Genomic DNA, 12,197 nt, shown 5'->3' on the forward strand with positions numbered 1-12,197 from the left:
CGACACCGGCCAGAACCGTGGTTTTTCAGCCACGGCCCTTGCACATCGGCGGCTCATGCATGGGGTGGTGGCGCCGCTCCCCCAAGCCCCCCAAGTTGCGCATGAACTGGAATAAGCCTCGGCAATGAGGCAGGACCGGGGCCACACTACCGTACTCCGCGCCATGCGCGTGACGCTAACGTGGCACCGCGGGTGTTAGGCGTGCGGCACGTGACGGTGTTTCAGATGTCCATCGGCAAATGGCACCCCGAAACGGGTAGCGTTGCGCCCCCTGAACGTAGTTACCGTGCTAGCACACGCACTGTGTGTGAAATATAAATCAGCCCCGACGCCGCGCGAGCAAGCGTGGCCCGGACAGCGAATACAAAAAACGGAGGAGATGACAGGATATGAAACTGAGACTGTGCACACTGGCAGTGCTGGGGACTTTTTCCGCTTGGCATGAAGCCGCGCAGGCGGCTAACGGGGTAACGCTGTACGGTGTGATCGATGCCCCGATCGAGTATGTAAACCGTGTGGCAACGTCGGTGGCCACACGCAATACCGGCGGCAGCCGGGTCGGCATGCCTAGTGTAGGGGGGCTCTCCGCGTCGCGCTGGGGCCTGCGCGGCACCGAAGACCTTGGCGGCGGCGCGCAGGCGCTGTTTGTGCTTGAAGGGGCCTTTATGCCGGACACCGGCGCCTCGCCCTCGAGCGGTCTCTTCAGCCGGGTGGCCATGGTCGGCCTGAAGAACAGCCTGGGACAAGTTACGCTCGGGCGGCAGACCACCAGCCTGCTCGATGGCCTGGTCAACTTCGCGCCGCTGCGCTTTGCAGCGACCTATGAACCTGGCATCTGGTGGATGGGGCTGAACTACCGCCAAAGCAATATGGTGAAGTACACCGGCCAGTTCGGCAGCCTTCAGGCCGTGGCGCACTATTCGTTCGGGACCGGCGTTCCGGCATTGTCGACGGGCAACCTGCTTGCCAACGGCGGCGCCGGCGAAGATCCTGCACACCGCAAGGACAACACGGCCTACGGCGCTTCGCTGATGTACCTGGACGACACCTTCGGCCTGGGCATCGGCTATGACCAGTGGAACCCGGCTGTTGTCACGGGCCAGACCGGCAAGGTCCGCAAGCTCTCGGTCGGCGGCAGCTACGCCACCGGGCCGCTGAAGTTCTCGGCAGGCTACCGCTGGAACAAGGCCGACTTCGCCAACGGCAACACCTTCCTGCGCGACGACTACTGGTGGGCAGGTGTCAACTACCAGGTGACGCCCGCTCTGGCCCTCTCGCTGGCCTACTACTACGCCGATGTCAAGCGGACAGCCGCCACCCCCACGGCGCCTTCGACCAACCCGCCGAACATGCAGCAATACACCTTCTTGGCGGACTACAACCTGAGCAAGCGCACCGACGTGTATTTTTCAGTGGGCCTTGCGCACAATGGCAGCCTGAGCTTTGACAGCGCGGCCACCGCTTACGCGTTCAATTACCCGACCATGACGGGACAAAAGAACATGGTGGGCGTCATCACGGGCGTGCGACACAGATTCTGAGAACCGGTCTGAGCAGTTCCGGGTGCCTGGTTTTTCGTCCCTGCGCAGGCGGGGACCCGGTGTTTTTTGAGTTGTCAGATGCGCGCATAAAGACGCCGGGCTCCCGCATACGCGGGAGCGACACGCATTTTCAAACAGGTTCTGAGCACGAGCGGACCGGCAACGGGAGGGGCGGGCCCGTGCGCCCAGGCCGGCGCCGGCCTCCTCCATGCCGCATACCGTCACGGGCCAATTGCCCATCTCTCCATCGCCTCGCGACCTGAACACGTCGCAACGGGTCAGCGCAATCAGGGCTCCATGCCCGACGACGGGTCGACTGCCGTCAGCATTCCCATCCTATCTCTGTCGCCCACTGCCCGATCCGGCTAGTGGCATCCGACTCCCCGCAGGAAATAATGAACACATGCATCAGCGTTGTGGAAGACATCGCGGCCGCAGCACGACCGCACCTTCCATGACGCGACCGCATGCCTCTCATCAAAACCGAATCCACGAAAGGAAGCCAGATGCAACAACTCTGCAAGGACCGGGTGGTCGTCATTACCGGAGCAGGCCGCGGCCTGGGCCGCGAATACGCGTTGGAATTCGCGCGCCATGGCGCCAAGGTGGTTGTCAATGACCTGGGCGCTTCGCCCGATGGCACCAGCGCCGCTGCAGGCCCGGCCCAGGAAGTCGTCGAAGAAATCCGCGCGCTTGGCGGGCAGGCGGTCGCCAACAACGATGACGTGGCGGACTGGCAAGGCGCAAAGCGAATGATCCAGACCGCGATCACCGAATTCGGGGGTCTAGATGTCCTGGTCAACAATGCGGCCATCCTGCGCGACCGCATGCTGGTCAACATGGAGGTCGAGGACTGGGACGCCGTGATCCGCGTGCACTTGCGCGGCACTTTCGCCCCCATGCGCCACGCCTGCGCCTACTGGCGCGACGAATCGAAGGCCGGTCGCCAGCGTGCGGCGCGGGTGATTAACACCTCATCATCGGCCGGGTTGTTCGGCAATATCGGCCAGACCTGCTATGGCGCCGCGAAGGCCGGCATTGCCTGCATGTCCAATGTCGCTGCGATGGAACTCGGTCGCTATGGCGTCACCGTCAACACCATCTATCCGAGCGGCGCAACCCGCCACACCGAGCAACTGCTCAAGAGCGGCCGGCTCAACCCTTCGTTCAGTGCCGTCGAGGGTTTCGACGCCTTCGATCCTGCCAATGTCGCGCCGATCATCGTGTGGCTTGGCAGCGAGCAGTCCGGCGAGGTCACCGGCCGTGCATTCGGCAGCCGGGGCGGGCGTATCACGGTGGCCGAGGGCTGGCGCGCCGGCCCTCACATCGAGAAGGCGGGACGCTGGGAGGTAGCCGAGCTGGGCGCGCTCGTGCCCGATCTTGTCAGGCGCGCCGCGCCCAATGCCAACCTGGATGGCGTCATTCCGTCCGCCATCTGACGGCGCGCATCGAAAAACAGGAACGACACACGGAGACAGATCATGCTCGACAAGAACCTGATTGGCCACAGCTTCGGCAAGCGCAGCATCAACGTTGAGGAATGGGCAGTGCGTTGGTACGCCAACGCCATCGGCGAAACCGATCCGGTATACAGCGACGTGGCGGCGGCGCACGCGGCCGGTCACCGCTCGCTGCGGGTCCCGCCCACCTTCCTCTCGTGCATGGAAGGCTGGCTCTTCAAGACCTTCGACCTGCTTGCGCTTGCCAGGATCGAGCCCTCCCGCGTGCTGCATGCCGAGCAGCAATACGACTATCACGTACCCGTTCATGTGGGAGACACCCTGACCTACGAGCCGAGGATCGTCGACATCTACGACAAGAAGGGCGGCGCGCTCGAGTTCCTGGTCAAGGAGTCGCGCATCACCAACCAGGATGGCGTGCACGTTGCCGATGCGCGTTCCGTGCTCGTACAGCGACAGATCTGAAGGACATTCCGCCATGATGAAGAACATCCTGAACGACCTCCGGGTCGGAGACAGCATTCCTCAGTTGCAGTTGCCCGCCATCACCCGCAAGACGCTGGCGGTATATGCCGGCGCTTCGGGCGACCACCACCCGCTGCACATCGACTCCGACTACGCCCACAACGCCGGCTTCGATGACGTATTCGCGCACGGCATGCTTTCCGCCGCCTACCTTGGCCGCCTCATCACTGGCTGGGCAGGCCAGGAACGGGTGCGCAGCCTGAGGCTGCGCTTTACCGGCATCATGCACCTGCACGACGCGCCCCTGTGCAGCGGGCGCGTCAGCGAGCGCTTCGAAGTCAACGGCGAACCGCGCCTGCGCATCGAGATGCAATGCGCCAACCAGAATGGCGAGGCAAAGATCGTCGGCGAAGCCGACATCGCACTCATCTGATCCATTTCATCCGGTCACGTGCCCATGCCCCAACTGACTCGACATCTCACTCATTGGCCCCCAGGCGTCCCGCGCTCACTGGAAGTGGCGGACTGCAATCTGTTCAGCCATCTTGAAGGTTCGGCGCAGCGCGTGCCGGACCAGGCAGCCACCGTCTTCTACGGCCGGCAGACCAGCTTTCGCGAACTACACCAGGCCGCACTGGCGCTGGCGGGCTATCTGCAGCAGCGGCTGGGCGTGCGGCGTGGCGACCGGGTGCTCCTGATGATGCAGACCTGCCCGCAGTTCTTCATGGCCTATTACGCCGTCATGCGCTGTGATGCGGTCGTGGTAGCCATCAATCCGATGAGTACCGCCGACGAGATCGCTTACTATGCCGGCGATTCGAGAGCACGGGTGATGATTGCCACCCAAGACATGGCCGACCGGGTGGAAGCGCTGCTGCACGACGGCAGGCTCGAGGCCTGCGTAGTCGGCGCGCCGTCCGAGTTTGCCGGGCTGCCTGAGGATGTCCCTTACCTGGAGATTCCCGCCTTCGTACGCGAGCCCCGCCGCCCGGCTCCACTTGCCGGGTTCCATGACTTCATGCAGGCGCTGGCGGCCGGCCTCGCCCCCGGACCCATGCATGCCGGCGGGAGTGACCTGGCCGTGGTCGGCTACACCTCGGGCACCACGGGCCGGCCCAAGGGCGCCATGCTCACTCACCGCAACTTCGCCTACTCCATGGCACACCGTGAGCACTGGCAGAATGACCGCGCTGACGAGCACGAACTGCTGGCACTGCCGGTCAGCCACCTGGCCGGCATGCGGGTAATGAACCAGGCCGTGCGCATCGGCCGCACCGTGGTGCTGCTGGCGCGCTGGGACGCGCAAGCAGCGGTCGAACTGATCGGGCGCCTGCGCATCCAGTCCTGGCCCGCCGTTCCCACCATGTTTGCGGAGGTGTTCGGGCGTGCCGACGTCGGCCGGCACGACCTGTCGTCGCTCAAGCGGATCTATGGCGGAGCCGCGGCAATGCCTGAGTCCCTGGCGCACGAAATGCAGCGGCGCCTGGGGCTCACCTACCTGGAAAGCTACGGCATGACCGAGTTCTGCGGCTTTTCGCTCAGCAACCCGCCGCAGGCAGCCCGGCGCCAGTGCGCCGGGATTCCCGTGATCAATTGCGATGCCCGGGTGATCGACCCCGACAGCGGTGCGGAACTGGGTCCGCGCCAGCCAGGCGAGATCGTAATGCACGGCCCCACCCTGTTCGAAGGCTACCTGAACGATGCCGAGGCGAGCGCCGCCGCCTTTATCGACATCGACGGCAAACGTTTTCTGCGCAGCGGCGACCTGGGCTATTACGACGACGACGGCTATTTCTATGTGACCGACCGCCTCAAGCGCATGATCAACTGTTCCGGGCTGAAGGTGTGGCCGGCGGAAGTCGAAGCGGCGCTCTACGCCCACCCGGCCGTGCAGGAGGTTTGCGTGATATCCGCCCGCGATTCACATCGTGGCGAGACCGTCAAGGCCGTTGTCGTCATGCGCCCGTCCGCGCGCGGCGCCATCACGGCGCATGAGCTGGCCGAGTGGGCGCGCGCACGCATGGCGGGCTACAAGGCACCGCGGCTGGTCGAGTTCGTCGAGGCCCTGCCCAAGACGGCGACTGGCAAGGTCCTGTGGCGCGAAGTCCAGGCGCAGCAGAACGAGCGCGACCAGTCGGCGCTGGCGAACGCCTGAGGCCACGCCAGAAGGCAGACAAGGCCCACATTCTTTGGAATGTGGGCCTTGTCGTTTCCGCCGTTTGGTTTAGATCAGAGATCAGAGCGTCTGGTCCGGCAACCGGCAACCCGAAGAAAACAACGCAGGAACACCAGCGAACGGGCCTTGCAGCCTTTCCGCAAGTTTCAACCCCTTGCGGCAACTGGTACTGCTTCGCTGTTCCCAGCGGCCTGCAGCCTCATCGCTGCGCCGCCTGCAACTGCCGGGCGAACGGCCGGTAGCGCGCAGTCTCCGAAGCCACCAGGGCGCTGACCTCCTTGCCGGGGACGGCAAAGACTTCCGCGCCGGCATTCTGGGTCACGTAAGCGCTGAACTCAGGATGCTTCATGGCCTTGAGCACGGCAGCCTCGATCGCCTGGACCACGGGTTCCGGCGTCCTGGCGGCAACCCCAAGGCTGATCCAGCCGTACAGGTCGTAGTTTGCCAGGCCCGCCTCGCTCACGGTCGGCACGCCGGGCAACCGGGGGTGGCGCTCCTTGCCGGTTACGGCCAGCACCTTGAGCTTGCCTGTGGCAATCAGCGGCAGGGCGCCGCCAATGTCCATGAGCGCGACGTCGACAGCACCGCCCATCAGGTCGGTCTGGACCGGCGCCGCTCCCTTGTAAGGCACGTGGTTGAACTCGACCTTTGCCATCTGCTGCATCTGGAGCGCCCCCAGCCGGTAGTGCGCACTGTAACTGGCCATACTGACCGACCCGGGAGCCTGGCGTGCCGCAGTCATCAGATCAGCAAAGCTGTTGAAGCGCGACCCGCTGCCCGTGACGAGCACGGCGATAACACGGATCATGCCGGCGACCGGCCGCAGGTCTCGCTGCGGATCGTACGGCAGGTTCTCGCTGATCAGCGGGTTGATCACCAGTGAGCTGGGGGAAAGCATCATGATGTTGTAGCCATCCGCCGGTGCGCTCAGCAGGGTCTGCACGGCCACCAGCGAATCGGCACCCGGCTTGTTCTCCACATAGGTGGGCTGGCCGAGTTCCTGCGCCGCAAGCCTGGCCACCAGCCGGGTAATGGTGTCGGAACCGCTGCCCGGCCCGAGTGGCACGATAAAGCGCACCGGGCGCGAGGGGAAGGATTCGGCATGGGCGCTCTTCATCGCCATCATGCATGGCATCAGCGCGGACAAGGAAAGTCCGATCATACCGACGCAAACGAGCCGTTTCATGGGGTTCTCCGGTAGTGATGGCGCCGGATCGCACGTTCGCGCCCGGCGCCGACATCGAACTGCCGTGCGTCAGGCCCTGCCATAGAGCGTCACCACGCAGGCGCCGCCCAGGCCAAGGTTGTGCGCCAGCGCGAGCCTGGCACCTTCGACCTGCCGCTTGTCGGCAGTGCCGCGCAACTGGTGCGTCAGCTCGAAGCACTGGGCAAGGCCGGTGGCACCTAGCGGGTGGCCCTTGGACAACAGGCCACCGGAGGGATTGATCACGATCCTGCCGCCGTAGGTGTTGTCACCGTCCTGTACAAACTTCTCGGCACCGCCTTCCGGACAGAAACCGAGCGACTCATAGCAGATCACCTCATTCTGGGCGAAGCAGTCGTGCAGTTCGCACACGTCGATGTCCTCGGGGCCGACACCGCTCTTCTCGTAGACCCTGGCCGCCGCGGCGCTGGTCATGTGCGATCCGACCCAACTCAGCATCGAGGGCGGATCAAAGGCTTCGGGTGGGTCCGTTGTGAGCGCCTGGGCCAGGATCTGCACGTCGGCGCGCAATCCGTGCTTTCTTGCGAAGCTTTCGGACACGATCACCGCCGCTGCGGCGCCGCAGGTAGGCGGGCATGCCATCAGGCGGGTCATCACGCCGGGCACGATCACGGTATCGGCCATCACCTCCTCCGTAGTCAACACTTTGCGGAAGATCGCGAGCGGATTGTTGGCGGCATGGCGGCTGGCCTTTGCGCGCACCGCGGCGAACGTCTCCATGCGGGTGCCATACTTCTCCATGTGTTCACGCCCTGCCCCGCCGAAGGTTCGCAGCGACTGGCCCAGATCACCCATGTCGGCGGTAAGGGAGCGCAGCACGGGCAGAAAGCGTACCCGCGGCGGGGGCCGGTCGTCCCAGTGCATCTTCAGCGGGCCGGGTTGCATCTGCTCGAAGCCGAGCGCCAGCACGCAGTCAGCCTCGCCGGACGCGATGGCCTTGCGTGCGAGATACAGCGCCGTCGAGCCAGTCGAGCAGTTGTTGTTGACATTGATGATCGGGATGCCGGTCATGCCGACTTCGTACAACGTGGTCTGCCCGCAGGTGGAATCGCCGTACACGTGCCCGGCGTACGCTTCCTGCACCTGCTCGTAGCCGATGCCGGCATCGGCCAGGGCAAGGCGCACCGCCTCGGCGCCCATTTCGAAATAGGGCTTGCTCGCGCCCGGCTTGAGAAAGGGGATCATGCCGACGCCGGCGACAATGGCTTTTTCACTCATGATGTTCCTGTTCAGGATGGTTGGAGGCTGCCGTACAGCCAGGCAGGCATGGCTTACAGCTTGCGCGAGATAAGGTCGCGCATGACCTCGCTGGCGCCGCCGGCGATGCGCGACAGGCGGTAGTCGGTGAACGCGCGCGCAATCGGGTACTCAAGCATGTAGCCGTACCCACCGTGCAGTTGCACCATGTCGTCGATGCACTTCCACATCGTTTCGGTGGCAAAGAGCTTGGCGATCGCGGCCTCCTGCACGGTCAGCTTTCGCTTCATGTGCTCGGCGATGTAGTAGTCGACCATCGTGCGCACGGCGACCGACCGGGCCTTGACGTCGGCCAGCTTGAACTTGGTGTTCTGGAAGTCCCACACAGTCTGGTTGAAGGCGCGCCGGTCCTTGACGTAGTCAACCGTGATCCGGAGCAGCCGTTCGATGGCAATTGCCGAATACAATGCGATCAGCAAGCGCTCCTGAGGCAGTTCCTGCATCAGGTAGGCGAAGCCCTGGTTCTCCTCCCCCAGACGATTCCCCACCGGCACGCGCACATTGTCGAAGAAAAGCTCGGCGGTATCCGCGCCGGGCTGGCCGACTTTCTCCAGCTTGCGCCCGCGCCGGAAGCCAGGACGGTCGGCCTCCACCATCATCAGGCTCACGCCCTTCGCGCCGGCGGCTTGGTCAGTCTTGCAGACCAGCATGATCATGTCGCAATTCAGGCCATTGCTGATGAAGGTCTTGCTGCCGTTGATGACGTACTCGTCGCCATCGCGCTCGGCGGTCGTTCGGATCGCCTTGACGTCGGAGCCGCCGCCCGGCTCGGTGATGGCCACTGCCATGATGGTGTCGCCGGCGCAGATCCCGGGCAGCCAGCGCCGCTTCTGCGCCTCGGTGCCCAGGCGCACGATATAGGGAGCGATAATGTCCGAATGGATCGAAAAGCCGGCGCCCGAGATGCCGGCACGGTGCATTTCTTCCATGACGATCGCCGAATGGCCGAAATCACCGCCCCCGCCGCCGTACTCGGCGGGCACCGACACACATAGCAGACCTTCACGGCCAGCCTTCAGCCAAGTCTCGCGGTCGGTGCGGCCCGCCTTGTCCCATTCGGCCTGGCGCGGCGCGCACTCGCGTTCGAAGAATCGCCTCGCGGTGGGGCGCAGCATTTCGTGGTCTTCCCGGAAGACCGTGCGATTGACTTCCACTGTCAGCTCCTTTCAATGAGTCGGATCCGGGCCGGCTGCTCCCGCGGGGCAGCGTTGCCAGACAACCCATCATGGCCAATCGCGCGGCTTGACACACTAGCCGGATTGGCGAGCCGGATCTCAGTGGAACCCCGGGAAATCACCTCCCAGTTCGAGATCGCGCATGCGCGCAACCGCTTCGTCGCGCTCGGACACGCCGAGCTTGGCGTAGATCTTGCGCAGATGCCACTTGACCGTGTGCGGTGTCACCCCGATTACGCGGGCGATCTTCTTGTTGGGCATGGCCTGCGCGACCAGTGCCAGCACCTCCCGCTCCCGGTCGTTAAGGAGGTCTGCCGCCACTGCCGAGGGAGCGCTCGCAGGAGGCCCGGCCACCAGTTCCGTATGCGACGCGGCGGCGAGGAGCCGCTTGACATAGAAGGCCAGGACCGGATCAAGCACCTCGTCCCGGAGGAGCGCTTCAAGCATGGCGGGCACCTGTGTCGAAACATCGAGCAGGCTGCGGACAAGTCCAAGCTGGTGGCCCAGCTGCACGGCCTTGAACAGGTGTTCCCGGGCCGCATGGAGGTCACCTCGACCCCGCTGCGCGATGGCAAGATTCAGGTGCAAGGCGGCCACGCCAGACCATCTGCCAGCTGTGGCCGTATGCTCCAGGAGCGGTCCCAGGCAGGCAGCGGCACCATCGAAATCCTGCCAGTGCAGGCAGGTTTCCGCGCGGCCCCATTCACAGATGCGGAAGGTTTCGGCTGCCGTACCCCTTGTCGCCGCGGCATGCTGGGCGCCCAGCAGGTTGAGTCGCTCCAGCACGTCCATGGCCTGCGATGTCGCCCCCTGCGCCAGGTGCACGCGCAGACGCAAAGCCAGGGCTTGAGCGAGCGCACGGTCGAGCCCCTGGCGCATGGCATAGTCTTCCAACCGCTCGATATGCTCGAGCGCCTCGAGCCTGCGCCCCAGGCGCCAATGCGAGCGGGCCAGCGCCACCAGTGCCCGCAGTGCCGCATCGGGCAGGGAAGTCCGTTCCAGCAGTTCCAGGCGAGGCTCCAGCAGGCGGCAGACGGCTTTGAGTTCGTTGAATTCGTACAGCGTTTCACCCAGCAGCCCGTCAGCCAGGCCAGCCACGTCCATATGCGCCTGCCCGTACAGCTCGGACTCACGGTGGACCTCGCGCAGCAGCCGTTCAGCCTCAGCCATCCGGCCCTCGAGCGCCAGGCTCATCCCTTCCAGCGCGCGCCCGACCAGGCGGCGAGCGGGCGCCGTATTGTGGCGCGCCCCTTCGCCCAGCACCGCACGCGCAGCTTCGTATTCCCCTTCATACATGTGCATCCAAGCGAGCAAGTGAGCGCGCCCGGCGAAGGCAAAGGCCCGGGAATCGTCCGGTATGGCCTGCAACTCAGGCTGGAGCGCCCGCACCGCGTCCGTGTCGTCGCGCTGCATGGCGAGCGCGCCACGCAAGAGCCGCACGGCGAAGCGCTCGTGGGTACTGATGGTGTCCTGCCCCGCTTCCAGCTGCAGCAGCGCGGCCTTGAGGGAGCCAAGATCGCGCGCGTACATGCTTAGGTACGCCGTGACCAGCCTGAGTGCAAAGCGCGCCTGCACCTGTTCGGCGGGCAGGCGCCTCATGAGGTTGGCAAGCTGGGCCAGTTCGCCACGGCCCATCATGTCCACCGCGCATGCCTCCACGATATCAGCGGCCGCCTGTTGATCGGCGGCGTGCACGGCATGGCGCACGGCTTCATCAAGGTGGCCACGCAGCTCGAACCAGCGCCAGGCCCGCGCGTGGAGGGCCCGCCGTTCGGCCTCGGAAACGCCCTCCAGGCGGGTGGCCAGGACCTCGCGCAGCAGCGGGTGCACGCGATACCAGCTCTCGTGGTCATGGCTGCTGACCTGGCTGATGAAAAGGTTGTCGCGATCCAGGCGCGCCAGCCGCGAAGTCATGCTGGCCACGGCGTGGGGCTGGTTCATCAGGGTGGCGCACAAGGAAGCGCAAAGGCGGTTGCAAGCCGAGGCACGGGTCAGCAGCTCGAGGTCTTCGGCTGCAAGGTTCACCAGCACCTCCTGCTCGAAGTAGCTGGCAAAGGCCTGTGCGTCCCGAACCTGTACCCGCGCGTAGCCGGCGCCGCGCTTGGCCTGGAGGTCAATGGCGAAGAGCTGCAAGCCGGCCACCCATCCATCCGTGAGCTCGTGGAGCACCTGCGCGTCGCGCCGGTCGATATGACCCAGGTGCTCGCGCAGGAACCGTTCGGATTCCTCGGCCGAGAAGCGCAAGTCCTTCAGATCGAACTCACTCACCAGGTCCTGTGCACGTGGCCGTGCCAGCGAAAGCGGCGGCGCGGTACGCGTGCCGAAGGCCAGGTGAAGGTTCGGCGGGGCATACTCAAGCAGCCATTGCAGCACCTGGTGGATGCGTATGTCATCCAGGAGCTGTACGTCGTCAATGATCAGCACCAGATCCCGCTGGCGGGTCGAGAGCGCCTCCACCACCGTGATCACGCAGTGCTCAAGGATCGCTTCGCTGCAGTCGCACCCGACCAGCAGCGCTGCCTCCCTGACTGCATCGTCGTCCACCACCGCGATGCTGGCGAGCAGGCAACCGACGAAACGCATCAACTCATTGTCTTCTGCGGCGACCGAGAGCCAGGCGACGTCGAAGTCCAGCGCCAGAAGCGCCTGCCGCCAGGCCACCAGCGTGCTGGTCTTTCCGCTTCCGGCCGGCCCCTGCACGATCACGCAGCGTTGGCGCCGGGCGTCCAGCAACCGGGCCTGAAGCGCGTCGCGCGGCATCAGCCGGCGGGCTCCGCGCGGCGGAACAAGCTTGGTGCTGGCCACGGACTCGATCACCCGTCCTGGCGGTGGCGGCGGCACGGTCGACGATGGGCCTTTCTGGGACATGGGCGTACTTTCCGGAGAGAGCGGTGTGCC

At 65.1% G+C, this 12,197-nt stretch carries 9 protein-coding genes; 5 read left to right on the forward strand and 4 right to left on the reverse strand.

Annotated elements, in window-relative coordinates; all coding sequences use genetic code 11:
- Positions 1–389: 389 nt before the first annotated feature.
- From KB879_RS35140 to KB879_RS35160, 5 genes are all read left to right on the forward strand, one after another.
- Positions 390–1,541 (forward strand): porin, encoded by a 1,152-nt coding sequence (locus KB879_RS35140; RefSeq protein ID WP_211984238.1) that lies wholly within the window; start codon positions 390–392, stop codon positions 1,539–1,541.
- Positions 1,542–2,047: 506 nt separating this feature from the next.
- A complete protein-coding gene (locus KB879_RS35145; protein ID WP_211984240.1) occupies positions 2,048–2,980 on the forward strand; it encodes an SDR family oxidoreductase in 933 nt (310 codons plus the stop codon).
- 42 nt (positions 2,981–3,022) lie between these two features.
- Positions 3,023–3,466: a MaoC family dehydratase N-terminal domain-containing protein gene (locus KB879_RS35150; protein WP_211984242.1), complete on the forward strand. Its 444-nt coding sequence runs from the start codon at positions 3,023–3,025 to the stop codon at positions 3,464–3,466.
- Between the two features lie 13 nt (positions 3,467–3,479).
- Positions 3,480–3,899, forward strand: a complete 420-nt coding sequence (locus KB879_RS35155; protein ID WP_371827474.1) for a MaoC family dehydratase — start codon at positions 3,480–3,482, stop codon at positions 3,897–3,899.
- A gap of 24 nt (positions 3,900–3,923) precedes the next feature.
- On the forward strand, positions 3,924–5,621 hold the full coding sequence (locus KB879_RS35160) for an AMP-binding protein (protein ID WP_211984243.1): 1,698 nt from the start codon (positions 3,924–3,926) through the stop codon (positions 5,619–5,621).
- 220 nt (positions 5,622–5,841) lie between these two features.
- Here KB879_RS35160 and KB879_RS35165 read toward each other — a convergent pair whose 3' ends face one another.
- The 4 genes from KB879_RS35165 to KB879_RS35180 form a co-directional block, all read right to left on the reverse strand.
- Positions 5,842–6,828: a tripartite tricarboxylate transporter substrate binding protein gene (locus KB879_RS35165; protein WP_211984245.1), complete on the reverse strand. Its 987-nt coding sequence runs from the start codon at positions 6,826–6,828 to the stop codon at positions 5,842–5,844.
- Positions 6,829–6,897: 69 nt separating this feature from the next.
- Positions 6,898–8,085, reverse strand: coding sequence for a lipid-transfer protein (locus tag KB879_RS35170; protein WP_211982374.1), 1,188 nt, complete (start codon positions 8,083–8,085; stop codon positions 6,898–6,900).
- 53 nt (positions 8,086–8,138) lie between these two features.
- Positions 8,139–9,278, reverse strand: coding sequence for an acyl-CoA dehydrogenase family protein (locus KB879_RS35175; protein WP_211982376.1), 1,140 nt, complete (start codon positions 9,276–9,278; stop codon positions 8,139–8,141).
- Positions 9,279–9,398: 120 nt separating this feature from the next.
- Positions 9,399–12,167, reverse strand: coding sequence for a LuxR C-terminal-related transcriptional regulator (locus KB879_RS35180; protein WP_249221355.1), 2,769 nt, complete (start codon positions 12,165–12,167; stop codon positions 9,399–9,401).
- Positions 12,168–12,197: the final 30 nt, after the last annotated feature.

This window comes from Cupriavidus sp. KK10 (assembly GCF_018223725.1).
GTDB lineage: Bacteria > Pseudomonadota > Gammaproteobacteria > Burkholderiales > Burkholderiaceae > Cupriavidus > Cupriavidus necator.

Excerpts from the sequence above, each read along its gene's own strand:
- KB879_RS35140 (WP_211984238.1), top strand. The coding sequence starts at position 390 with ATGAAACTGAGACTGTGCACACTGGCAGTGCTGGGGACTTTTTCCGCT.
- KB879_RS35145 (WP_211984240.1), top strand. The coding sequence starts at position 2,048 with ATGCAACAACTCTGCAAGGACCGGGTGGTCGTCATTACCGGAGCAGGC.
- KB879_RS35150 (WP_211984242.1), top strand. The coding sequence starts at position 3,023 with ATGCTCGACAAGAACCTGATTGGCCACAGCTTCGGCAAGCGCAGCATC.
- KB879_RS35155 (WP_371827474.1), top strand. The coding sequence starts at position 3,480 with ATGATGAAGAACATCCTGAACGACCTCCGGGTCGGAGACAGCATTCCT.
- KB879_RS35160 (WP_211984243.1), top strand. The coding sequence starts at position 3,924 with ATGCCCCAACTGACTCGACATCTCACTCATTGGCCCCCAGGCGTCCCG.
- KB879_RS35165 (WP_211984245.1), bottom strand. The coding sequence starts at position 6,828 with ATGAAACGGCTCGTTTGCGTCGGTATGATCGGACTTTCCTTGTCCGCG.
- KB879_RS35170 (WP_211982374.1), bottom strand. The coding sequence starts at position 8,085 with ATGAGTGAAAAAGCCATTGTCGCCGGCGTCGGCATGATCCCCTTTCTC.
- KB879_RS35180 (WP_249221355.1), bottom strand. The coding sequence starts at position 12,167 with ATGTCCCAGAAAGGCCCATCGTCGACCGTGCCGCCGCCACCGCCAGGA.